Source organism: Terriglobales bacterium, assembly GCA_035487355.1.
Taxonomy (GTDB): domain Bacteria; phylum Acidobacteriota; class Terriglobia; order Terriglobales; family Acidobacteriaceae; genus QIAW01.
In genome coordinates this window covers 144,871-169,188 of record DATHMF010000086.1, presented here as the reverse complement: position 1 = coordinate 169,188, position 24,318 = coordinate 144,871, and the positions used below count along the sequence as shown (strand labels likewise).

The 24,318-nt window shown below is 55.0% G+C and carries 20 protein-coding genes; 13 read left to right on the top strand and 7 right to left on the bottom strand.

What is annotated here, in order from left to right; translation table 11 throughout:
* The first annotated feature begins 2 nt into the window (after positions 1 to 2).
* From VK738_16115 to VK738_16105, 3 genes are all read left to right on the top strand, one after another.
* Positions 3 to 3,149 (top strand): multidrug efflux RND transporter permease subunit, encoded by a 3,147-nt coding sequence (locus VK738_16115; GenBank protein HTD24184.1) that lies wholly within the window; start codon positions 3 to 5, stop codon positions 3,147 to 3,149.
* A gap of 250 nt (positions 3,150 to 3,399) precedes the next feature.
* On the top strand, positions 3,400 to 3,957 hold the full coding sequence (locus tag VK738_16110; GenBank protein HTD24183.1) for a hypothetical protein: 558 nt from the start codon (positions 3,400 to 3,402) through the stop codon (positions 3,955 to 3,957).
* A gap of 288 nt (positions 3,958 to 4,245) precedes the next feature.
* On the top strand, positions 4,246 to 5,181 hold the full coding sequence (locus tag VK738_16105) for a universal stress protein (protein HTD24182.1): 936 nt from the start codon (positions 4,246 to 4,248) through the stop codon (positions 5,179 to 5,181).
* Positions 5,182 to 5,359: 178 nt separating this feature from the next.
* Here VK738_16105 and VK738_16100 read toward each other — a convergent pair whose 3' ends face one another.
* The 3 genes from VK738_16100 to VK738_16090 form a co-directional block, all read right to left on the bottom strand.
* A complete protein-coding gene (locus VK738_16100) occupies positions 5,360 to 6,736 on the bottom strand; it encodes an MFS transporter (GenBank protein ID HTD24181.1) in 1,377 nt (458 codons plus the stop codon).
* Between the two features lie 100 nt (positions 6,737 to 6,836).
* Positions 6,837 to 7,745: a 5-dehydro-4-deoxyglucarate dehydratase gene (locus tag VK738_16095; protein ID HTD24180.1), complete on the bottom strand. Its 909-nt coding sequence runs from the start codon at positions 7,743 to 7,745 to the stop codon at positions 6,837 to 6,839.
* Positions 7,746 to 7,776: 31 nt separating this feature from the next.
* The gene (locus VK738_16090) at positions 7,777 to 9,093 is read right to left on the bottom strand and encodes an enolase C-terminal domain-like protein (protein ID HTD24179.1); all 1,317 of its coding nucleotides are present in this window, start codon (positions 9,091 to 9,093) and stop codon (positions 7,777 to 7,779) included.
* A gap of 79 nt (positions 9,094 to 9,172) precedes the next feature.
* Between VK738_16090 and VK738_16085 the strand changes: the two genes are divergently transcribed.
* Positions 9,173 to 10,807 (top strand): aldehyde dehydrogenase (NADP(+)), encoded by a 1,635-nt coding sequence (locus tag VK738_16085; protein ID HTD24178.1) that lies wholly within the window; start codon positions 9,173 to 9,175, stop codon positions 10,805 to 10,807.
* Positions 10,808 to 10,813: 6 nt separating this feature from the next.
* On the opposite strand, the gene VK738_16080 is transcribed toward VK738_16085, so the two are convergent.
* Entirely contained in the window at positions 10,814 to 11,728 is a 915-nt protein-coding gene (locus tag VK738_16080; GenBank protein ID HTD24177.1) for a substrate-binding domain-containing protein, read from the bottom strand.
* 187 nt (positions 11,729 to 11,915) lie between these two features.
* Here VK738_16080 and VK738_16075 point away from each other — a divergent pair, with 187 nt between their 5' ends.
* Complete coding sequence (locus VK738_16075) at positions 11,916 to 12,593, top strand: DUF1326 domain-containing protein (protein ID HTD24176.1); 678 nt, start codon at positions 11,916 to 11,918, stop codon at positions 12,591 to 12,593.
* An 82-nt stretch (positions 12,594 to 12,675) separates the two neighbouring features.
* Here VK738_16075 and VK738_16070 read toward each other — a convergent pair whose 3' ends face one another.
* Positions 12,676 to 14,133, bottom strand: a complete 1,458-nt coding sequence (locus VK738_16070; protein ID HTD24175.1) for a DUF4118 domain-containing protein — start codon at positions 14,131 to 14,133, stop codon at positions 12,676 to 12,678.
* 53 nt (positions 14,134 to 14,186) lie between these two features.
* On the opposite strand from VK738_16070, the gene VK738_16065 reads away from it, so the two are divergent.
* The 5 genes from VK738_16065 to VK738_16045 all read left to right on the top strand — a co-directional run bounded on the left by VK738_16065 (position 14,187) and on the right by VK738_16045 (position 16,879).
* Positions 14,187 to 15,311: a universal stress protein gene (locus VK738_16065; GenBank protein ID HTD24174.1), complete on the top strand. Its 1,125-nt coding sequence runs from the start codon at positions 14,187 to 14,189 to the stop codon at positions 15,309 to 15,311.
* Positions 15,312 to 15,327: 16 nt separating this feature from the next.
* The gene (locus VK738_16060) at positions 15,328 to 16,017 is read left to right on the top strand and encodes a response regulator transcription factor (protein HTD24173.1); all 690 of its coding nucleotides are present in this window, start codon (positions 15,328 to 15,330) and stop codon (positions 16,015 to 16,017) included.
* A gap of 160 nt (positions 16,018 to 16,177) precedes the next feature.
* Positions 16,178 to 16,528, top strand: coding sequence for a hypothetical protein (locus VK738_16055; protein HTD24172.1), 351 nt, complete (start codon positions 16,178 to 16,180; stop codon positions 16,526 to 16,528).
* Between the two features lie 112 nt (positions 16,529 to 16,640).
* Positions 16,641 to 16,730, top strand: a complete 90-nt coding sequence (gene kdpF / locus VK738_16050) for a K(+)-transporting ATPase subunit F (protein HTD24171.1) — start codon at positions 16,641 to 16,643, stop codon at positions 16,728 to 16,730.
* The gene (locus VK738_16045) at positions 16,730 to 16,879 is read left to right on the top strand and encodes a potassium-transporting ATPase subunit KdpA (protein HTD24170.1); all 150 of its coding nucleotides are present in this window, start codon (positions 16,730 to 16,732) and stop codon (positions 16,877 to 16,879) included. Before kdpF ends, VK738_16045 begins: the two co-directional genes overlap by 1 nt.
* 815 nt (positions 16,880 to 17,694) lie before the next feature.
* Here the strand turns inward: VK738_16045 and VK738_16040 are convergent.
* Positions 17,695 to 18,669, bottom strand: a complete 975-nt coding sequence (locus VK738_16040; GenBank protein ID HTD24169.1) for a metallophosphoesterase — start codon at positions 18,667 to 18,669, stop codon at positions 17,695 to 17,697.
* A gap of 331 nt (positions 18,670 to 19,000) precedes the next feature.
* Between VK738_16040 and VK738_16035 the strand changes: the two genes are divergently transcribed.
* Genes VK738_16035 through VK738_16025 form a run of 3 tightly spaced genes read left to right on the top strand, consistent with a single transcriptional unit; the run spans position 19,001 to position 23,689 of the window.
* Positions 19,001 to 21,556, top strand: a complete 2,556-nt coding sequence (locus tag VK738_16035) for a PIG-L family deacetylase (protein HTD24168.1) — start codon at positions 19,001 to 19,003, stop codon at positions 21,554 to 21,556.
* 10 nt (positions 21,557 to 21,566) lie between these two features.
* Entirely contained in the window at positions 21,567 to 23,042 is a 1,476-nt protein-coding gene (locus VK738_16030; GenBank protein HTD24167.1) for an APC family permease, read from the top strand.
* Between the two features lie 35 nt (positions 23,043 to 23,077).
* Positions 23,078 to 23,689 (top strand): DinB family protein, encoded by a 612-nt coding sequence (locus VK738_16025; protein ID HTD24166.1) that lies wholly within the window; start codon positions 23,078 to 23,080, stop codon positions 23,687 to 23,689.
* Positions 23,690 to 23,728: 39 nt separating this feature from the next.
* Here the strand turns inward: VK738_16025 and VK738_16020 are convergent, their stop codons facing one another.
* Positions 23,729 to 24,310, bottom strand: a complete 582-nt coding sequence (locus VK738_16020) for a TIGR00730 family Rossman fold protein (GenBank protein HTD24165.1) — start codon at positions 24,308 to 24,310, stop codon at positions 23,729 to 23,731.
* Between the last annotated feature and the right edge of the window lie 8 nt (positions 24,311 to 24,318).

Genomic DNA, 24,318 nt, shown 5'->3' with positions numbered 1-24,318 from the left:
CCATGAATATTTCAGCGCCATTCATCAAGCGTCCTATCGGAACATCGCTTTTGGCGACAGGCCTGCTACTTTCAGGAGCGCTGGCGTTTAATTTTCTTCCGGTTTCACCCCTTCCCCAAGTAGAGAGTCCTGTGATTCAGGTTTCAGCAGGATTGCCGGGAGCGAGTCCGGAAACCATGGCCTCAGCCGTAGCCACGCCGCTGGAACGCCAGTTTGGACGCATCGCTGGGGTCACGCAGATGACCTCGACCAGCCAGTTCGGCTCTACCAACATTACGTTGACCTTCGATCTAAATCGAAACATTGATGCCGCCGGCCGCGATGTGCAGGCCGCCATCAACGCGGCTCGTGGCCAGTTGCCGGCCAACCTTCCCAATAATCCTTCCTACCGCAAGGTTAACCCTGCCGACTCTCCCATCATGATCCTGTCTTTAACATCGGACACGTTCACACTACCTCGTATTTATGACGATGCCGATTCCATTCTGGCGCAGAAGCTTTCGCAGGTGAATGGCGTGGGTCAGGTGAGTGTCAGTGGCGGAGCGCGTCCGGCGGTGCGTGCTGAGTTGAATCCCACTCTGTTGAGCAAGCTGGGTGTGGGCATTGACCAGGTCCGTATCGCGCTGGGGTTGGCCAATGCCAATCGTCCCAAGGGAGAGGTGAGCAACGCAATCAACGCATGGACCCTCAACGATACCGACCAGCTTTTTCAGGCGGAACAGTACCGTTCGCTCGTCGTTGCCACTGACAAAAGTGGAGGCATAGTGCGTCTGGGCGATGTGGCCGATGTGCAGGACTCGGTGGAAGATACGCGCAATATCGGTCTGGCCAACGGCAAACCCGCAGTGCTGATGATTATTTTCCGCCAACCAGGCGCAAACATCATTGAAACCGTGGACCGGGTGCGCAATCTGCTGCCGCAGCTCCAGGCTTCGATTCCACCCTCCATCAAACTGGAGATCATCCTGGACCGCACTACGACCATCCGGGCTTCGGTGCGAGATACTGAGATCACACTGGTGATTTCCATCATTCTTGTGATTCTGGTGGTGTTTGCATTTTTGCGCACCACTCGGGCGACGGTGATTCCGAGTGTTGCCGTACCGCTTTCGCTCGTGGGCACGTTCGCCATCATGTACCTGCTGGGCTACAGCCTCGATAACCTTTCGCTGATGGCACTGGCCATCTCCACCGGTTTTGTTGTGGATGACGCCATCGTCGTCCTGGAAAACATTACCCGCTATCTCGAAAAGGGAATGACGCCGGTGCAGGCAGCTTTTCAAGGAGCAAGCGAGATTGGCTTTACGGTGCTCTCCATGAGCACATCCCTGGTGGCTGTTTTTATTCCTATTCTGCTGATGAGTGGCCTGGTGGGACGCCTGTTTCGCGAATTTGCGGTGACCCTGAGCATCGCTATTGCAGTCTCGCTGCTGGTTTCGCTGACCACGACGCCGACCATGTGCGCTAAGTTTCTTCGGCCTTTTGATAAAGACAGAAAAGAGAAGCACAATTGGATCTACCGCCTGAGTGAATGGATCTTTGACCAGGCTCTCGGCGGCTACAAACATAGCTTGCAGTGGGTGTTGCGGCACCAACTGCTGATTCTATTGGTCACGATCACGACTGCAGGTCTCAGTGTTTATCTGTACACAAAAGTGCCCACCGGTTTCTTCCCACAACAGGATACGGGCAGGATTGTCGGCTCCGTGCAGGCGGCCCAGGACATTTCTTTCCCCGCTATGCGGGAAAAGATGCTGCGGCTCACCAACCTGGCGCGCCAAGACCCGGCGGTTGATACGCTAGTGGGATTTGCCGGGGGAGGCTCAACCAATACCGGCCGCATCTTTATTACTCTGAAACCGCTGGCCGAACGCAAGATCCCGGTTGACCAGGTCATGAACCGTTTGCGTGGAAAGCTGGCTGTAGTTCCAGGGGCCACGCTCTTCATGCAACCAGCCCAGGACCTGCAGATTGGGGGACGCCAGAGTAGCGCACAGTTTCAATACACGCTGCAAAGCGAGAACCTCAACGACCTTAATACCTGGGCGCCACGCCTGCTGCAGAAATTGCGGTCGCTTCGCGAACTCGTGGATGTTAACACCGACCAGCAGGACCGCGGATTAGAGGCTCGTGTTGTCATTGATCGCGACACCGCAGCCAGGCTTGGGGTGAACCCGCAGGATATTGACAGTACACTCTACGATGCCTTTGGCCAGCGCCAGGTTTCTACCATGTACCGGCAACTCAACCAGTATCACGTGGTTATGGAAGTGGCCCCGGAATTCAAGCAGAGCGCGGAGGCGCTGCAAAACATTTATGTGCGTTCTTCCAATGGGAACCAGGTCCCGCTGGCGGCCTTTGCCCATTTTGAATCTTTGACCATTTCGATTGCCGTCAATCACCAGGGCCAATTTCCTGCAGCCACAATCTCATTTAATCTGGCCCCCGGCGTCACGCTTGGCCAGGCGACTCAAGCCATTGAGAGTGTCGAACGCTCTATCGGGTTTCCCGCAACCATTCAAGCCAGCTTTGCCGGGACCGCCGCTGCATTTAAGGATTCGCTTTCCAGCCAGCCCGTGCTTATCCTGGCGGCCCTGATGACCGTGTATCTCGTGTTGGGGATCCTGTATGAGAGCTACATTCACCCCATCACGATTCTTTCAACCCTGCCTTCTGCCGGCGTGGGTGCTCTGCTGGCCCTGCTGATTACTCACACCGAGCTCAACATCATCGCCCTGATCGGCATACTCCTGCTGATTGGGATTGTGAAGAAAAACGCGATCATGATGATTGATTTCGCGCTCGATGCCGAGCGCCGCGAAAAAAAGTCACCTGCAGATGCAATTTACGAGGCGTGTGTTCTTCGCTTTCGTCCTATTATGATGACCACCATGGCGGCCATGCTGGGCGGCCTGCCGCTGGCCTTGGGCACGGGCACCGGCTCTGAGCTGCGGCGTCCCCTGGGAATCACGATTGTGGGCGGGCTGATTGTCAGTCAGATGCTGACCCTCTTTACCACTCCCGTGGTCTATGTCTACCTCGACAGGCTGCGGCTATGGATCAACCGCCACCGCGGCGTGCGCCTTCAAGAAATAAGTACTGAAAAGGGAAGTACGCCAACTTCTCCAAGGCCGAGTCCGGCAAGTTAAGCGCGTAATCGGCATTTCACTAGGAGTTGAACAGGTAGGATCTCCCAAGCGGCCATTCACCCTGGGACGATCACGGCGAAGCCGCTTGGGATATAACTTGCTCTCAATCTTCTCACAATCAGGCATTCAAAGCCAGGTTACTATCGTAACCGTTTCCCAAAACAGACTTCTCCCAAAATGGGACTTTCATCGCGCAGAATGTGACTATCGTCACATAACAGGTTTACTGTTGTGCGGTTAAGATAGTGTTATGAGTTTAGAGAAGAACATGAATTTTTTCGAAACTGGCCCTCACCTGCCTTTTCAGGACATCAACGAAACTGGCCCTATATTCGGGGAACACATCCGAGACGGCAAGAACCAGGAAGATATGGCCGAGCATAAATTTACTCATTCCGCCTCAACATTGCTTGCCATCCTCGAAGCGGAATTGGAGTTTCTTGAAAAAGGCGGCTACCACCAATTGGCGCCCAAGTGGTATGCGTCGTTAATATTCGAAGAGGGGCCACATTGTGCGCAATTGGCCGAATACGAAGATTGCCAGAAGTGTCCATTGATCCAATTCGTACCTTTGGAAGACCGGCTTAAGCCGAGCCCTTGCCGCTATATTGTCTTAACCGCCAATGGCCAGACGCTTGAGTCACTCTACCGGACAGCGACCCAGAAGGAGATACAGGAGGTCGTGCGGAAATGGTTGATAGGTCAAATTCATGACCTGCGGAGATCTCTTGAAGAGGTGGGAACAGACAGTTTTGAAGTTCAGTCGTCTCACATTATGGAGAGTACAGCACGGGAGGTCAGGGTTTAACCTGACTTATTTGGCGCCAGCGAACAACAGTACCGTTTAAGCTCTTGAAAATGAACAACTCTACTCCGTCGAAGGCCAGGCAGGGTTTTCGCAAAATGGCCATCCACCTGGGAACGACTAAGCTGCTTGGGATGTAACTCGCACTTTCTTTGTCACAACCAGGCATTCCAAGCCTAGTTACTATAGTAACCATTCCCAAAATAAACCACTCCCACAATGGGAATTTAATCGTGCGGGAATGCATCTATAGTCATACGAGATTTGCTGTTATGCCGTTAAGATAGTGCCATGAGTTTGGAGGAGAAAATGAATTCTTTCGAACCTGGCCCTCAGTTGATTTTTCGTAACGTAAGCGAGCTCGATCCAGCTCCAGCGACTGAGATGCAGCCTTCAACACGTCGCGAAGCGGTCGTTCTTTCTCTACCGCAGCGGGTCCCGCTTGCCGCGGAAATTGCAAAAGCTTTGGGTATCCCCCCGGATGTCTTCGTGGTGCAAGCGCTGGGAGTTTGTGGTCTAAGGGAGTCCGCTATCATTGGTCTCCTGAAGCAACTAGAAGAGAGCCATCCAGACCTGCGGGTGCTGGAGATCAACAAGCGAACCAGAATAGGGAAGTGGCTGAATGGTTCGGTCACAGAAGCAATGTTTCAAAGAACAGGATGGCCGGTGCTTGTTCTTGGCCCCCATTCCTTCGAGACCGATATCCTACAAATTGGAGTCCGAAATGTATTGTGTGCCACTGACCGGTCCGCGGCCTCAGTCCATGCCTTGCAGCACGCGTTCAGGATCGCGAAAGACCACGAGGCGAAGCTGTTTGTCTTGCAAGTTGAATCAGAGTCGGGCGAAGGCGCAACCTGTGAATATGATGTTGCTTTAGAAGGACTGCGTGATTGGCTGCGCGTCAAGGCCGTGGGACAAGAAGAACAGGCATCAAGAAGAATAGGGTGTGTGGTGAGATTCGGTCAGCCAGAGCAGAAAATACTTGAAACTGCCGCCGAACTCCGCAGTGACATGATCATCATGGGAGCGCGCGGGCTCGGAGCCAATCCGCATAAGCCAGGCCATTTTGTCGGCGGTACCGCGTACGAGGTGGCCTGCTCATCCTATTGCCCGGTACTAGTCGTTCCCGAGCCTGTGAAAACCGAGGAGGGAAGCTCTATCCGAATTACATCAGGCATGATGCAACATGCGCCCCAGGCGACAGGAGTGCGCGCGTCTCGAAGGTAAATCTACGTATCTCAGGCATCGCCATTCGTAAGGCAGTGTGAAGATACAGCGATTTTCCCATCAATCTTTTTTTCTCGTCCCATCAATCTTTTTCAAGTGGAAGGGCTTCACTTGTTTGGCTATTTCTTCGTCCGACAAGAATCTTCCTGCCTGGTTGTCAAATGTGCGCACTGGCAGCTCACACACCCAGCTGCCCTTCAGCACGCAGGCGTTGCTGGTCTGCTTCCGAATAAACAATCACCTTGCGTGGGTTCACAAACAGCCAGGCTAATGACGCGATGAAGAACATAGCGGCGTAATAATACAAAGTCGCCTTCCAACTGGGATGGCCGGCTGTGCCGGCCCAGACCGCCATCCAGGCCACAATCGGTGGGCTCACAACCTGGCCGAGGTTGCCCAGCGAGTTCATCACCCCGGCAACGGTGCCGGAGTAACGATGGCCAACGTCAATCGTTGTTGCCCAGCTTGAGGCAAGGCCGAAATCCTTAATAAAAGAAGAAAGACAAAGTGCCACGTAGGCGAGCGCGACATGTTTGGCTGTGGCCAGGATGGTTAGCAGCAATAACGCTCCTGCTACGCCATAGGAGACCACGCCTAGCAGTGTGCGTCCCCAGCGCCTTCCCCATAGGCGGACTTGCCGGTCGGTGAGAAAACCACCGAGAAGACATGAGATGCCGCCAAAGAAGAGCGGTCCGCCCGAGGCCAACACCAACGAAAGACCTGAAAGGTGCAGATCTTTCTTCAAATAAGGAGTGATCCAGGAGCCAAAAAATGACCAACCGGCGTTGCTGCAAAAATACATCAAGCTGAGCGACCACAAAGTAGGACTGGCGAGCATGGTGGACCACGAGAGCGGCGCAGGCTTGGAGGTGTCCCGCGCCCCCCCGGCGATCAATGCGCGTTCGGCTTCGTTGGCTTTGGCGTCCTCGTGGGGAGTGTCGCGGAAATTCTTATAGAACGCCCACACCCATATGACGCCCAACATTCCCATCAGCACAAAGGCGCCACGCCATCCCCCGGGCTTTCCGAAGGGAAGAGCCAGGGTCATCATCAGTAGAGGTGCGATGGCGCCACCCCAGCGGGCGGACATCCATATCAAGCCTTGGGCCAGACCACGTTCCCTAAAAGGGAACCATTCACGCGAGGCGCGCGCTATGTTGGGGAACGCGCCGGCCTCGCCTGCACCGAAGAGAAAGCGGAAGAACGCCAGGCTTCCGCGGTTCCACGCGGCGCCGGTGAGCGCGGTGAAGGCCATCCAGCACAAGACGATTCGAGTGAGCACCTTGCGCGGGCCCAGTTTGTCGCCCAGCCGGCCGCTCGGTATCTCGAAGATCGCATAGGCCAGATTGAATGCGGAAAAAAGCGCCCAGGCGGTTATGTCAGGCGTCAGGTGCAGGCTGCTTTCGATGTCTTCACGAACCTGAATGGTGCCGATGCGGCCAATGTAGGTTATCGCTGCCAGGCTGCAGAGCCACGCCAGGATCTGCCAGCGTCTAGTCGTCGGGCGAACCGAGGTGACGGCCTGATCGGCCGGCTGAACAGTGGGTTGGGACATTGTTCGTTTATGAGAACACTGAGAACGCTGGTTCGATGCGCATCCAAAGTATCACAACTGAACCGGTCGTAGGATCGGCTACGGCATCAATTCGAAAGCGCTACAGCACCGGCTTCCAGAGTTCCATCATCTTGCGCAGCTCCGACAAGTCTTCCGGATTCATGGCGGGAAGCGGCGGCCGCACCGGACCGGCTGCCAGACCTGCGATGTTCATCATCTCTTTCATGACCGTGACCTCGTAGCCTTTGCGCCGTGCACGCAGAGTGTAAAGCGGAATTACATAGTCTTTCATGAGCTGCAAAAGTGCGGCGCTATTTCCAGCGGAAGCAGTCTCGTGAAGCTGCAGCGAAAGCTTAGGTGCAACTGTGGCGATGCTCGAGGTATAAGTGCGGATTCCGATACTGTAGTAACCCGGCACACAGTCGTCGCCGATGCCACCGATCCAGTAGAGCCGGTCACCTACCCGATTCATGATCTGCTGATAGCGCCGGATATCGCCTTGTCCGTCTTTCCATCCGACCAGGTTGGGGATCTTTGCTGCCAGCTTTTCAACCCACTCCGGCCCCGGATTTACCCAGTCGCGGCTGTAAACAAAAAGTCCCAGCGGAGTTGCGGCGCCGATGGCAGCGTAATACTCGGCAAGCGCTCCCTCATCGGCGCCAGGATAATAAGGAGGCAGGGCGAGAATCGCATCCGCACCCGCACGCGCCGATTGTTGCGCCAGCTCTATCCCAATTTGCCGGTTGAAGCCGGTGCCGGCAATTACCGGGACCTTGCCGCGTACTTCTTCTACCGTGGTCTTTACCACCTCTTGATGTTCCGCTGGCGTCAGTGAATACATCTCGCCCGTGCCACCGGCTGCAACCACAGCACTGATTGGATACTTAAGTAACTCTTGAAGATTTTTCTTCAATCCACTGATATCAAGAGAGAAATCATGCTTGAAAGGAGTCACCGGAAATGCAATTACACCGCGAAGTTTGCTGCGAAGTTCTTCAGGTTTAGTCATTGTCATTGTTCACCAAAATCAAATTACGAGTTTACCAACGGGGAAGTATGCGTTTCCAACCAGAATCTACATGTTTTCGCATTTGTTCTGCGTCGTCGCGCTTGCGGTAGAGGCAGGTAGCGTAACGCTCACGGCCACGGGCCAGTTGATCGTAATCTAACTCGACGCCCAGGCCGGGTTTATCGGGGATGCGCACGCATCCATCGATAATCGGCACGCGGCCGCCGGCCACGATCTCATCTTTTTCCGATTGCCAGGGATAATGCGTGTCACACGCGTACGTCAAATGTGGTGTAGCAGCGGCGGCGTGGGCCATGGCCATGAGCGAGACGCCGAGGTGAGTGTTGGAGTGCATGGAAAGTCCGAGGTTGAAGGTCCGGCAGACCTTGCCCAGGTGCTGTACCTGCCGCAAGCCGCCCCAGTAATGAGGATCGCAAAGGATAACCTGCACTGCGTCTTTCTTTACCGATTCGGGAATGTCGGCAAACGATGTTACGGCTACATTGCTCGCCAGCGGCGTGTCAATGCCTGCCTGCAACAGTGTGCGTCGTACCTCTGCCATGCCATCTATGCCGGCAGCGGGATCTTCGAGGTATCCGCCATTGCCCAATTCTTTGGCCAACGCCTTTCCGACGCGCACGGAGGTTTCTACTGACCATGCGCAGTTTGGGTCCATTCGCAAAGGCACGCCGGGTCCGAGCGCGGAGCGAAGTTGTTTGACCGTTTCAACTTCGACCTCTGGATCAAGTACGCCAGTCTTGAACTTGATATCCCGAAAGCCATACCTGGCGACCATCTGCTTCACTTGTTTGACCAATGCCTCAGGAGTGAGGGCTTCGCCGTATTCGTCCGGGCGGGCATCAGCGCCTTCACCGCCGCCGCCGGCATGCTTATAGAACGGATAGGCTGAAAACGGAACTGCATCGCGTACTCTGCCGCCAAGAAGATCGCAGACCGGCTTTCCCACTGACTTCCCAATGAGATCAAGAGAAGCAATCTCGATGGCCGAGTAAAGACGCGCCGCAGCGTCGAGCGGATTTTCCCCAGGAACGTGATAAGTCTGAGAGCGGTCGAGGCTCGTGCCTTTGGGATCGTCTTCGATCATCGGCAACAGCAACCCGGCTAGACGATACGGGTCGGCGCCTGCTCCGATGATACGTGGCTTCAAAGCTTCGAATCCGCGGGCGATGGTGTCGCCTCCGTGGGTCTCGCTGATGCCGGTAACCCCGTCATCGCTCTTAAGCTCAAGGACCGTTCGCAGAGCATAGGGCGCGTGCAGGCCATAAGAGCTGCGCAGCGGTGGGTCTGCGATAGCAATCGAGTGGACGCGCATTTCAACAATTCGCATAGGTCAATACCGTCGTGATTTTTCAATAACGCTTATCAAGTATACTTGCCTGTCATTGGTCGTCCAGTTTAGGTGAAATATGGAATTGCATGGTGGCAACATTCTTGGCGCAGAGATAGCGAAATCGGGTAAGACAACTTTTCGGGCGGTGAATCCCGCAACGGGACAGGAATTGGATCCTGTTATTCACCAGGCAACCGAAGCCGAGTCAGCCCATGCGCTTGATTTAGCGGAAGAAGCATTCGCGGAGTATCGCCGCCAGCCCGCCGAAGCGATTGCCAAATTTCTGGAAGCAATTGCTGCGGGCCTCGAAGGATTAGGTCAGGAGCTAATCGCGCGCGCTCACGCCGAGACGGCACTCCCCGAGCCGCGACTCCTCTCCGAGCGCGGACGAACGATGGGCCAGCTCCGGATGTTCGCGGCGCTAATCCGCGAGGGTTCATGGGTGGATGCACGCATTGATCGTCCTGACCCAGACCGCAAGCCTGTGCCCAAGCCCGATCTGCGAAGAATGCTGGTTCCTATCGGCCCAGTCGTCGTTTTTGGCGCCAGCAATTTTCCCTTAGCATTTTCCATCTGTGGAGGCGATACAGCCTCGGCGCTGGCGGCAGGGAATCCGGTTGTGACCAAGGCGCATCCCGCGCATCCGGGTACATCAGAGATGGCGGCCCGCGTGATTCAAGAAGCAGCACGCGCCTGCAAGATGCCGGCGGGAGTCTTTTCCATGGTGCAGGGCACGACGCCGGATGTCAGCTTAACCCTTGTACGCCACAGATCAACTCGTGCTGTCGGCTTCACTGGTTCGCTCCAGGCCGGGCGTGCCCTGTTTGATGCAGCCGCCACCCGACCCACACCCATTCCGGTTTTTTCCGAGATGGGCAGCATCAATCCGGTCTTTGTGTTTCCAGGAGCGTTGAAGGAGCGCGGGGCGGAGCTGGCCCAGAGTCTGGCGAAGTCAGTGACCGTGGGTGTTGGGCAATTCTGTACCAAACCGGGATTGGTGGTCGGCTTGGGCGGCGCGAACCTGGATGAGTTCGGACAAAGGCTAGGCGCGGGCGTGAGCTCGACGCCCGCAGGCACGATGCTCCATGCCGGAATCGCTGCGCGTTATGCAAGTGGTCTTGGCGAGAGGCTCCATACTGCCGCTCTTCAGCTTGTTGCCGCTACTCCACCGGTGTCTCCGGAGAAATCCCCGCTCGAAAAATCAAAGAACCAAGCGCAAGCGGCAGTGTTTGCCACTAAAGCGCAATCGTTCCTGAAAAATCCCGAGTTGCATGAAGAACTTTTTGGCCCTTCCACCCTGGTTGTAGCGTGTGAGTCAGGCGATCAGCTAAAAGAGATTGCGCAGAGCCTTGAGGGCCAACTCACGGTTACTATTCACGCCACTACACAAGACCTGAAAGAGCACGGCGAGTTAATCGAAATCCTTCGAGAAAAAACGGGGCGGCTGGTCTTTGGCGGTGTTCCTACCGGTGTGGAGGTCGCACCCGCCATGCACCACGGCGGACCTTATCCCGCGACCACGGACTCGCGTTTTACATCGGTTGGTACGGCGGCCATCTTGCGCTTCGCGCGTCCGGTTTGCTATCAGGACTTTCCCCATGAATACTTGCCGGCAGAGTTGAAAGACGAGAATCCGCGGGATATCTGGCGCTTAGTGGATGGAGAGTGGACGAGAGCAGCCGTCGCCAGCGCCGTCACAGTTAAGGCATAGCAGCTTCTAATAAATCCCCTGCTTTTTCAATTCTCCGACCGACGGAAAGGACTTGGGTTCAGTCAAGATACACTCAGGGAGCTGCAACCCCGTCTGAATTGCGTTCGCGAGTGCTTCGATCGCCAAACCTGTGTTCGGTGGAACAACGATCGTAGCAGTCAGTGAATTCTTACGGACCCAGGTTTGTCCTGTTTTGGGAAGACCATCAACGCCGGTAAACGGCAAGTGCATCCATCGTTCGCGGTCAGCGTCTCTAAGGACCTCGCTGAATGCCTTTCTTGCGCCAATGGCGATCACGTCATTTTGCGCGGCAATCAAATCAATGCGCTCGGTCTGGGCTGTGGAGAGTCGCAGCCACGAGGTAACCGCCTTGTATCCGGCTTCTTCGGTCCAACTGGCAGCTCTTAGCATTTTTGCTTGTATGTTCTCGGGCTTTTTCTCGCTCATTCCCACAGTTCGCTCTTGGGCCCCGAAGCTCGCGGCGGGGCCTTGGATATACAAAACCTTGCCACCCTGGGGCAAGAGAGCTTCAAACTGCTGTGCTTGGATGTGCCCGATTTCTCTATGGTTGGAGGTGTAGATAAATATCGGGACCAGGGACTTTGCACGAAGTTCAGCTACATAGTCGGCGCGCCAGTTGAGCACCGCGACCCCAATGCCGGCAGCCACTGCGGCCCGAGCGACCTGGGGCAGGGCCGTGCCGCCGAATGGATGAAAGAGAATTGCATCAGGGCGCGAGCCTGCCGGCGATTGGACCACCTTCAATAGCTGCTGACTTTGCGCGATCGGATCGTTTTCCGCATACATGACTTGTACGCCTACGCCAAGCTTCTCAGCGGCCGCTTGCGCAGCGATGGCCATTTCGACCTGAAAGTCATTGGTGTTGGTGGAGAGGGAAACCACAAAATTGAGTTTTTTCATGATGGCTGGGTGCCCACCGGAAAATTGATACCAAGAGTTGTATCACGAGATGGCTTGACGTGCCCACATCCGGTCATTCGTTGGTCAACCGCGGGGAAAAGAGACTGGCGTTTTTTGCATTTGGCAGTTGGAAGCCGATATCAATTCGAGCTAAACTAGAAAGCAATTCGTTTGCAGGAGATCGGTCATGCGCAAGCTAGCAACCATATTTTCTCTCGGACTATTAATACTCATGTTTGCTGTTATCAGCCACGCCCAGGAGCAGATTACCGGGGACTACATCGAAAGCCGCAGCGCCGATGTTTACGTGGCCCAGTGCTTCGCCAATGGCGAGGTAGGAACAGCCGGCGACGAAGCCACTCTCGCCTGGCACATCCGCAGTGGAAGCTGGAACGGGCAGAAGCTCGACGGGTTGACTGTGATGGCCTCCGTCAAGGCGCAGGCCACGCTGGGCGATCCGTTTGGAAGTCCTTATCCGGCAAAAGCAGTTGTGCTGGTGGATGAGAAGGCTGCCCCTGAGCAGCGCGATGCTCTGGTGAGCTTTGCCAAGCACATGGGCGGCGATCTGCTGGCGCATGTGAGCCGCGTGATTCCTACATCCATTGATATGCAGGTGCTGCACGATGCCCAGGACCACGGCCGTGCCACGCTGCGCGCCGGCAGCTTTGCCGCGATTGTGACCCGGCCCATTGACGAGAAGGACCATATCTGCGGAAACGAGACCACGTTTTATCCGCCGCTCACTCAGCTCACGCACTCCATGCCCGCAGTAGCATTGACCGATGAATATCACGGGCCCGATTTGGGCGTTGACTGGGAGCTGCATGATAAGCGCAGCGCGTTTGTAGGCACGTTTGCGCAGTGATTTACGATTTTTGATTTGCGATTTACGATTTGTTGAGTTCAAATCGTAAATCGCAAATCGTAATTCGTACTTCCCCAAAACCTCATGAGCCGGTTGGTCCCATGCCGGCAATGGGCAGCCCAAAAGAAAATACTGATCCCTGACCTAACTGGCTGGTGACGCCGATCTTGCCGCCGTGGGCTTCAACGATGGCTTTGGCAATTGCCAATCCCATGCCCGTGCCCTGGACCCGGTGGCGTTGGCCCTGTCCACGAAAAAACTTATCGAAGATCATGGAGCGCTCCAGATCGTCTATGCCAACGCCGCGATCGGCAACGTTGGTCACCAGCCGGCCGTTTTGCACTTCACTGCTGATAAAGATAGGAGACTCCGGGGGCGAGTACTTGGCTGCGTTCTCCAGCAGATGCCGCAGGACTTCTTTAATGCGGTCCACATCCATAAGCACTGGGGGCAGATAACTGGGCATTCGCACTTCTACGGAATGCGAGCGCAGGCTGGGCTTGGATTCTTCCAGAGCGGCATCAATAGCTTCACGGATATTCTGGGGCTCGATATTGAGCTTGACCTCGTGGGCATCGAGCTGCGCCATCTCAGTTGCCTCTCCCACCAGGCGGTTCAGGCGGTCGCTTTCTTCATTAATGATGGTGAGTAATTCCTGGCGTTGGGCCTGGTCCAGTTGAAAATCAGAGATCAGGCTGGTAACTGAGGCCTTGATGGAAGTTAGCGGGGTGCGGAACTCATGCGTAACCGAATCCAGCAGCGCTGAACGCAGCCGTTCGTTTTCACGCGATGCTTCTGCGCGTCCCAGCTTTTCCACCGCCGCCGCTCTTTCGGTGGCAATGGCAATCAGGCCGCCGAGCGCATCCAGGGTTTCGCGAGATAAGTGTCCGGCAACCCCCAGCGCCCCCAGAGCGCGCACTCCCATGCGGACCGGGGCCAGACAGATGTTGCGTTGTGCGTCAATCACGGTCTCGCCGCGCGCCGTCACCCCTCGCAGCTCTTCGCTCTGCAACTGAGTGATATCGGGGCCGGAGCGGTAAATCTTGTCACGCTCGGAAACGTAAACTGCAGCCGCGCTTACACCAAACGTCGCCACAATGTGGTGCGGAATTTCGTTCAGCAATTCCAGTACGTTGTCGGTGACCAGAAGCTGCTGGCTGAAGGCGTAGAGCTTTTCCACCTCGCGGCGGCGCTGGTTGGCTTCATCAGCCTCCTGCCGTACGCGCGCCGAAAGTTCGCTGGCGATAACTGCAGTCAGCAGAAATGCGATTAGGGCCACCCAGTTTTGTGTGTCGGCGATGGTGAAAGTCCCTACGGGTGGAAGGAAGAAGTAATTGAACGCCAGCGTGGCAACAATGGAGACGAAGACAGCATAGCGAAGCCCCCAGACTGCTGAGATCCCAAGCACCGCCACCAGGAAGGTCAAAGCGACGGTAGTCGGATTGACCCTGATGACCCGGGTGTAGAGAAAAACAATTACAAACACCAATGCCGCCGAGATCAGAAACTGAAAAACCGAGAGCAGGACTGATCGCCTCATGAGCCGATTGTAGCCGATTCGACAAGTCTCCACAGTTTCGAGAAAATAGGCGCATGCCCAAAAGTCCTGAACAGTGGCTGGAACATGCGACCCCGCCGGAAAAAAAGGCGGGTGTTTTTAAGCTTTTCCTGGGCTACGCTCCCGGTGTGGGAAAGACCTTCAACATGCTGAGCGAGGCCATCCGGCGCAGCAAACGCGGTGAGGACGTAGTCATCGGAATCGTAGAAACCCATGGACGCAAAGGGATTGCAGAGTTGGCCTCACAACTGGAGACCATTCCGCGCCGCAAGATGGAATACAAAGGCACGATTTTTGAAGAGATGGATCTCGACGCGATTCTCGCGCGCAAGCCCCAGGTTGTTCTGGTGGACGAGTTGGCACACACCAACGTGGAAGGCTGCAAACACAAAAAGCGGTATGAAGATGTGCTGGAAATATTAGAAGCGAAAATTGATGTCCTCTCGACCATGAACGTCCAACACCTGGAGAGCATAACGCCCACGGTACAAAGCATCACCGGAATCCAGGTGCGCGAGACGGTTCCCGATTGGGTGCTGCAACGTGCCGGCGAAATTGTGATGGCCGATCTTACCCCTGAAGCCCTGCAGACTCGCATGCGGCGTGGTGATATTTATCCGGTGGATAGGGCCGAGAAGGCGTTGGGTAATTTTTTTCGCCCCGGTAATCTGATTGCGCTGCGGGAGCTGGCTTTGCGCTGCGTTGCGCAATGCGTAGACCAGAACCTGGATTCGTATTTGAAACAAAAGCATATTGACCGCAACTGGGGCGTGCGCGAACGCATTGCGGTGTGCATGAGCGCGAGTCCTGCAGCGCAAAAATTGATTGCCCGCGGCGCGCGCCTGGCCAAGGGCATTGACGCGGAGTTTTACGTCGTCTATGTGGAAGTAGATCATGAAAAGAATCCGGAAGACCGGCGCACGCTGGAGGCCAATATCCGATTTGCTGAAAATCTTTCTGCCACGGTGGTTCGTTTGAAGGGCAAAGATGTTGCCAAAACCGTGGCTGACTTCGTGCGTGAATATAAAATTACGCAAATTGTTTTTGGCCGCTCAGCCGTAAGCGGCTGGCGAAAATACATGTATCTTTCCGCCGTCCAGAGGTTCCTGCGCAATGCTCCGCCGGTGGACATGCACATCGTCACCCAGGAGAGTGATTAAGAGACACTGATTAACTATGAGCGAACCCCGCCATATCCTCGTAGTGGATGACGAGCCCCAAATCACCCGGGTGTTGCGTACCACGCTTTCCACGCACGGCTATGATCTTCGTGTTGCCAACGATGGCGATGCTGCTCTGGATGTGATGAAAGACTGGGCCCCCGATCTGGTGATCACCGATCTTTCCATGCCCAACATGACCGGAATTGAGCTGTGCCGCAAGATTCGCACCCAGTCACAAATTCCCATTATTGTGCTTTCCGTCAAAGGCGAAGAGCGCACCAAGATTGAAGCGCTCGATTCCGGCGCCGACGACTACGTAACCAAGCCTTTCAATATGAACGAACTGCTGGCGCGAGTGCGGGCGCAACTGCGGCGCGTTCCTGCCCTGCCCAAGGGCGCAACCTCGATTGAAGTTGGCGACTTCCGCATCAACCTGGAAGCGCATTCTGTTGCCGTGCGTGGCCGGGAAGTGCACCTTACCCCCAAAGAATTCGAATTGTTGGCTTATATGGCCCAACACCCCGGCAAAGTGATCACCCATCGCGCGCTGCTCAACGCCGTCTGGGGAGGCCAGAGTGTGCAGCAACCGGAATATCTGCGTGTCTTTATAGGACAGTTGCGAAAAAAGATCGAGAAGGAAGACTCTCCACATTACATCATCACTGAGCCCTGGATCGGCTACCGTTTCGATCCAGGTGAATAAACTTTTAAAACAAGAACTTAGTGGCATCTTTACTTCCCATACGCTGCATCTTTATAACTTTTTTATGAACTTCTTAGCCGATCTTTATAGCCTCTACGCTCCAATAGATTAGTGCTGCAGTGATCTTGAGTAACGACTGTAGCGCATGGGAGGTGATGCTATGACTAGCATCGTAATTCTTGCCGTTATCAGCACCTTAGGGATTGGTTGCCTTCTGGTTTGTTTATACGGCTTGCATCAAGCCGGGAAAGAGCAGCCCGTGAGGCGACTGCTGATCACCCGTGTCATCGAAGTCGAACAGACTTTGCCGAAACACCAATTCGGCAGCGCTTTAGTCTCGCCTGCGGGCGAGAGGCCCACTTTCAGCGCGCGCGTGCTGCAATTTCCTGTGCCGCAATCTGAGATCGCAGCTCGTGCAGTCTCGGTGAATACCGCAAACGGTCCCGCAATCGCTCAGAAGACGAGAACGGGTTCTGGTGGGGAAGTGCGTTACCGCAGGTTTGACCAATGATGGATGAGGTGTAGACATGCTTGATTGAATGATGGTTTTATTCACGTTCGGGTTTTTCGCAGTCGCAATCGCCTACACGCTGGCTTGCGACAAGCTCAAGTGAGGGCTTCTTATGAGTCTTGAAACTATAGTGATGTTGCTGGTGACTGTCCTGATGATGGTCTACCTGGTTTATGCGCAACTGCGTCCGGAGAAGTTCTAATGACACTCAACGGCTGGTTGAACGCACGCAACAGTGGGCAGCCGCTTTGGTTGAACCCGCAAAAGTTCGCCGCCATTCCGCAAGACCTTGCCTTCAACACGGCTGCCTCGTTTGCCACCAATACCAACTGCCAATTGATATCAATCTGATATCAAATCATTGATTTCTTAAGAAATCGTAGGCTATCCTTGGCTAGACGTGTGTTTGCATTAGGCATTCAAGAATGCGGGGCTCTTAGCCCTTGAGGTTCTTTGAAAACTCATTTGCGATTGGGGATTCTGGTCCTGAGGACTGTTGCAGAAGTACTAGCCAGCAAGTCTCCACCCCGATCTCGACTTTCCCCGCCAAATACGCGGCAATCAGCGCTGTTTTTAGGGCTTCACCCACTTGCTGCAAGTACCCCATCGCCCAAGACTTGAGCAGGCCAAGGTGATCGTGCCTCACCCTGAGAACTGAGAACTGCTTCAGCAAGTCCCCCACCTCAGATCGATTTTCGCCAATAAAGACGCGGTCCAGACGCGGTTTTGGGCACTTAAACTACAAGCCAGCAAGTGGGGAGGCCCGGGTGGCGCAAATCCTCTAAAATCCGCGTTGATCTGCGGCGAAGAGCTTTTGCGTTTGCTTTTTCTGAGTACTGAGTACTGAACAACTGAGTACTCTATTACCAGCAAGTCCCCCACTCCAGATCGATTTTCGCCAGTAATGACGCGGGTCAGGCGTTGATTTTGGGCACTTCAACCACAAGCTAGCAAGTGGGTGCCGGGCCGACAGATCCTCTAAAAATCCGCGTTTATCTGTGTTCGTCCGCGGCGAAAGATTTTGCTCTTCTCTGTGCCTCTGTGTCTCTGTGGTAAAAAAACCGGCAGTTAGCCAGCAAGTCCCCCACCCCAGATCGATTCTCGCCAATAATGACGGGGGTCGGACGCGATTTTGGGCACTTCAACCATAAGCTAGCAAGTGGGGACTAATGGCAGACCCCGCTGCCCGAATCTTTGAACGTCTTGCCTTCTTCCGGAACAAACTCCCAATCATAGCTCTTGGGGTGCAGAGTCAATTTCAACACTCCGTAGGTATCGGCGTTTCTGGCTTCGCTGTTAGGTTTAGTCTCGCCAAATGAGCGATGGCTGTTCTTGCCGCCACTTCCGACAACAAACTCGCGGATGCCGCGCGCGTTATCCACCTTGCCGTCAGGGTCTTGCGGAGCGAAGCGCTCGTAGTCATGATCGTGCCCGTTGATCACAAGGGTCGCGTTGGCAGCATAAAGGTCCTGCCAGAAAGGTTTCATCTCGGGATCATTGCCGTGTGCCTTGCCCGAGCTGAACAGAGGATGGTGCCAATACGCCACGGTGCAGGCGGTTGGATGCTGGGCAAGGTCCTGGCGCAGCCATTGCTCTTCGGGAGAATCCTTGGCGCAGCCACCCGGCAGGTCAGAGCAATTGCTGTTGATGACGATCACATGCCATGCGCCCAGCTCGTAGCTGTAGTATCCCTTTTTGGGATCACCTGCGGCAGCCCCGAAATACTCGAAATAAGGCGTAGCCCCACCGGCATGAAATTCGTGATTGCCCGGCGAGGGCCGCGTGCGGGCCTTGTGGCGTCCCCATGTGGGGCCGTAGCAGTTGGCGAACTGCTCGGCACTACCGTCGGGGTAAGCAAGATCACCCGCGACAAAAACCGTGCCCGGGATCGAATCCAGCAGTTTGGCCGTGGCCTTAGCCCCGGCCAGATCGTCACAACTGGCCACATCACCTGCGCCAACAAAGACCGGATCGGAATTGTTTGCCGAAGTTGTGCTTGCGGTGGCGGCTGGAGTTGAGGCCGGAGCGGCCAGCACACTTGCTTCCTGGTTTTGCTCATGTGATTTCTGGCAGCCAGTCGCCAGGGCGATCAAGCAGGCACAGACGGCAATTATCGTTTTCGTCTTTATCCAATAACACATGTGGTATTCAACCAACCCTTTCATATGAAGGCACTCGGATTCTACATGCAGCCCAGCACTACTGCGCCGACTGCAAAAATGCAGCCAAGATCATACAAATCGTCTGTTAACGTTTGATGAATTGCTATGCTGCTTTCTTATCGGGGCCAATTCAACTAAAATTTTGGTTCTTTGCCGGCGGCAGGGCTGTCTAATTGGTATCCGGTTGATTTCGCTGAATCTTAAGTCCGGTGTCTGGAGGCATGGGTTGATCTCTTGGGCTCGCCGTTTTCGGGTTGTACTTTCTCTTCTATTACTAACTTGCTTTGCTCTTTCACAGCAGGCGGTGTTGGTGACGCCACGTCGCGAACGCCTGCCGCAGGATACTGGCGCTCCTGGCCTGGATCAGGCGCTCAGAAAACTCAAAACAACTGCACGCCTGCTGCAAACCACCGCGCATCCTGACGACGAAGATGGCGCCATGCTGGCCCTCGAATCGCGCGGCAAGGGCGCCAAGGTGATGTTGATGTCGCTGACCCGCGGCGATGGCGGACAGAACAAAACCGGAAGCAATCTTTTCGATGAACTGGGTGTGTTGCGTACGCTCGAGCTGCTGGAATCTGCCCGTTATTACGGCGTGGATCTCCGCTTTGCCCGTACTGCCGATTTCGGATATTCCAAGACTCCCGAGGAGACATTTCAGAAGTGGGGAGGCCACGAGATCGCTTTGGCCGACATGGTGCGCGTGATTCGCGAGTTCCGTCCCGATGTGGTCGCTTCCGCGTGGGCCGGCACAGCCAGCGATGGTCACGGACATCATCAGGCCTCAGGTATCCTCACGCCTGAAGCCGTGGAGGCCGCGGCTGATCCCAAGCGCTTTCCCGAACAAATAAAAGAAGGGCTCTTGCCCTGGCAGGTGAAGAAAGTCTACATCCGTATGCGAGGCAGTGAAGACTACACGGTGCGATTTGAGGCAGGAACGGTTGATCCTGACCTCGGTACCTCTTACGCGCAGTTTGGCATCGAAGGATACAGCCAGCAAAAATCGCAGAACGCCTCGTTTTTTCCGGCGCGACCAGGCCCCAATTACCGGCCCTATAAGCTGGTGCAATCCGTATTTTCCAGCAAGCCTGACCCGAATAAACGTGAAGAGGATTTTTTCGATGGTATTGACACTACGCTCCCCGGACTTGTTGCCCGCCTGGGAGCGGAAGAATCTCAGGTGCTGTTCCTGCTGCCCGCGTTAAAGGAAATTGAGGCGAATGTTGACCAGGCAATTGCCACCCGCTCTCCCGAGCCGTTGCTGGCAGCAGGGGAACAGCTCAACAAGCTTATTCCCCTGGTCGAGCAGTCAACCCTCTCCACCGCGTCGAAACAGGACTTGCTGCTTAACCTCAGGACAAAATCGCAGCAGTTCGAAGAGGCATCTCGTTTGGCGCTGGATCTTGATTTCCGCGTCTCGCGCGATAAATCTTCGCAGTTGCTGGTGCCGGGTGAAACCGTCAAACTCACCGCCCGGTTGCAGAACAACGGCAAGCACGCGGTTACAGTGAAGCAGATTACCTTGGATTTGCCCCAGGGATGGCAGCAGAAAACCACTCCTGCACAACCAAAAGCACCGTCAAAAGCACTGGCGCCGGGCGAATCAGCCAGCGTTGACTTTACGGTGACCGTGCCCGGTAATGCCGAGATCACACGTCCTTACTGGCATCGCAACGAGCCGGATAAAGAAAATATTTTCACCATTGACGACCCGCGATATCAGACTTTACCGCTTCCGTCTCCGGCGGTTCGAGCACACGCCAATTATGAATTTTCCGGGAAAGCAGCGGTGATTCACACCGACGCCATTGCCGACGTCAATGGCAAAGCGACAACGCTGGCGGTGGTGCCGGCCTTCTCTGTGCTGATGCAGCACGCTACCGCGGTGATTCCGGCAGGCAAAAAATCGCCCATGGATGAAGACGTAATCATTCGCAGCAACCTCTCTACACCAGCCGAAACGATTGTGCACCTTCAAGTTCCCAATGGCTGGCATGTGAGCCCGGCATCGCAGAAGGTTACATTCGATAAAGCTGGCGACGAGAAAACTGCTCACTTTGAAGTTGAGCCGGTGGCTTTGAGTGAAACCCGCACCCAAATCAGCGCCGAACTGGAATACAAAGGCAAAAAATATGATGAAGGGTTTAGCGAGGTCGGGCGGCCCGACATTGCCACCTTTTATTATTATCAGCCCTCCATTCAAAAGATCAGCGCGGTCAAGGTTGTTCTTCCTGAGAACCTCAAGGTTGGTTACGTGGAAGGCGCGGGGGATGACATTCTGTCCTCCCTGCAACAGCTTGGTTTGGATGCGCGTTTGATAAGTAGCGACGAACTGGCGCACGGCGATCTGAATCACTATGGCACCATCATTCTGGGCATACGCGCCTACGATACCCGCGAAGATGTGCGCAAGCATAATCAGCATCTGCTCGATTTCGTAAACCAGGGCGGCACCCTGCTGGTGCAAAATAATTTTGATGTGGATGCATTCAACACGGGCAAATACACTCCCTATCCTGCGCAGCTCAGCCGCCAGCGGGTGAGTGTAGAAGAGGCGCCGGTTGAGGTATTGGCTCCGCAAGATTCGGTTTTCAATTCCCCCAACAAGATCTCAGCCCACGACTTCGATGGATGGATACAGGAGCGTGGCGTGAATTTCATGGGGCAATGGGACGAAAAATTCCAGCCGCTGCTGGCTTCGAGCGACCCCGGCGAACAGCCGCTCAAAGGTGGATTGCTGGAGGCGAAAGCAGGAAAAGGAACTTACATCTACACCGGATACGCATTCTTCCGGCAGCTTCCCGCCGGTGTTCCGGGCGCGATCCGGTTGTATGTGAATCTTCTCTCTGCGGGACACGAGCACTGATGCTGATCTCATGACCATAGAAAAATCAGAACTCAGGCGGGATGTCGGGCTTTTGAGTGCGACCGCCCTGAACATGATTGACATGATCGGCGTCGGCCCCTTTATTACCATTCCGCTGATCATCAGCGCCATGGCGGGCCCGCAGGCCATGTTGGGCTGGATTCTCGGTGCCATGCTCGCCATGTGCGACGGCATGGTGTGGGCTGAGCTGGGTGCGGCCATGCCGGGCTCGGGCGGTTCGTATCGTTATTTGAAAGAAATCTACGGGCCTAAACTGGGAAAGCTGTTTTCGTTTCTCTTCATCTGGCAGCTCTCTTTCAGCGCGCCTCTTTCCATTGCATCGGGATGCATCGGGCTGGCGCTGTATTCCGCCTATTTGTTTCCATCGCTGACCCCGGCATGGCTGGAGCACACGCTCTCCGTTTCGCTGCCGTTCTTGGGAATGTTGCAAATTCGTGTTTTGGCAAATGGTTCAACTTGTGTCGCTATTGGCGCCTGCCTGTTGGCGATGATTCTGCTTTACCGGCGTATCGCGCTTGTGAGCAGGCTTTCCCTCTTGCTGTGGGGCGGAGTGCTTGGCACCATCGCCTGGGTCATCACTACCGGTCTCACACATTTCAGCGCTGCCCGGGCTTTTGATTTTCCTCCCCATGCATTTCACCTGGATAAAGGGTTCCTGCTGGGATTAGGAGCTGCGTTGCTCATTTCCGCCTATGACTATTGGGGCTATTACAACGTCTGTTTCTTGGGCGACGAGATCAAAGATCCCGTGCGAACCATTCCGAGGGCGCTGGTGTATTCCATTGCCGCGGTCGGTGCGATTTACATCGTGATGAACATCAGCATTCTGGGCGTGTTGCCCTGGCGCGAACTGGAAGCGGCCGCGAAATCCGATACACACTACGTGATCTCCACCATGATGGAGCGAGTCTATGGCCACTGGGCAGGAGTTCTGGCCGCACTCCTTATTATGTGGACAGCTTTTGCCTCGGTGTTTTCACTGCTCCTGGGATATTCGCGCGTGCCCTACGCCGCTGCCATGGATGGCAACTATTTCAAAATATTTCGGCGGATTCATCCCGTGCACAAAATTCCCCACGTGTCTCTTCTGGCACTGGGTGCAGTTGCAATCTTATGTTGTTTTTTGCGCCTGGCAGATGTCATCGCGGCCCTGGTGGTGATCAGGATTATCATTCAGTTTCTCGTGCAATCCGTGGGATTGCTGATTCTGCGTAGCACGCATCCTGAGGCTTCCCGGCCGTTCCGCATGTGGTTGTATCCGCTTCCCGCAGTGCTGGCCATTGCAGGATTTTTATATATTTTGGTTTTTCGCAAGAATTTTGCCAGGGAATTGCGCTATGCTGCTGTGATTCTTCTGACCGGGTTGGTTGTTTTTTTTATCCGCGCCTGGAAGAACCGCGAATGGCCGTTTGACGAAAAAAATCCACCAAAAGAAGTTCCGGCTGCTTACCAATCCCAAGGCTGAACGTCCTAATTGCTTGCGCTAAGGAGAGTACGAATATGAAAAATGCGATTATGGCAATTTTGTTTTCCCTGATATTGGCGGCTGGAGCGATGGCCCAGGGCAATTCAAAAGACAAGCCGAAAGAACAGCAACCTGTTGCCACTCCACAACCGGCTGTCTCACAGCCGACCATCGCCCAGGTGCTCGACCGGCAGCTAAGTACTTTGGAAAAGGACTTTGTCCCCGCAGCCGAGGCTATGCCGGAAGATAAATTCAATTTTGCTCCGACCAACGGCGAATTTACGGGCGTGCGTACCTTCGCACTCCAGATCAAGCACGTAGCTGCCACCAATCTTGCTCTCTCATCGGCATTGTTGCAGGAAAAACCTCAAATTGATCCTACGCTCGATAACGGTCCTGATGATATCAAGAGCAGGGAAGACGTCTTGAAGCTACTGCGAGACTCCTTTGCCGCGGCCCATCGCGCAGTCGCTACGGTCAACGATCAGAACGCAACAGAAATGATCACCAGCCCATGGAATCCCAAGAGCAAGATGCCTCGTCTGGCTATGGCTACTATGCTGACCTGGCACAGCTTCGATCATTATGGACAGATGGTGGAATATCTGCGCATGAATGGAATTATTCCACCCGCCAGCAGGAAATAATTCGGCGTCGAACTGAAGGATCACGCGCTGTAGAACACTTTACCTGTTGCCGCGGTCGAGCCACGGTCTTTTCGACACAGGCTTGAAGGTCAACAACGTATCCAACAGAACCTCAGGTTCGGGATGTGCCAGCACGATTTTGCGGTTTTCGGGCATGAGAAAGCCTTCCTCTACGGCGTGGTCAAAGAGCGCGAGCAGAGGCTGGTAGTAGTTCTCTACATTGAGGAGCCCGCAGGGCTTTTCCTGCAGTCCAAGCTGCGACCATGTGACGATCTCGCAGAATTCTTCGAAGGTGCCGAACCCGCCCGGCAGGGCGATGAAGCCATCTGAAAGATCGGCCATCAGCGCCTTGCGCTCATGCATGGAGCCCACCACGCGCAGGTTCTGGATGCCCCTGTGCGCTAATTCCTGGGCGACCAGCACCTCGGGAATGACCCCCGTCACCACGCCTCCTTTTTCCAGAACAGCGTTGGCCACGATTCCCATCAATCCCACGTTGGCGCCGCCGTACACCAGTTCGAGGTTGCGTTCGGCAAGCAGATGTCCGATGGCCACGGCTGCCTCGCGGTAGGCGGCTCGTCGCCCAGGATTCGAGCCGCAGAATACACAGATTCGTTTCATAGTTGCTT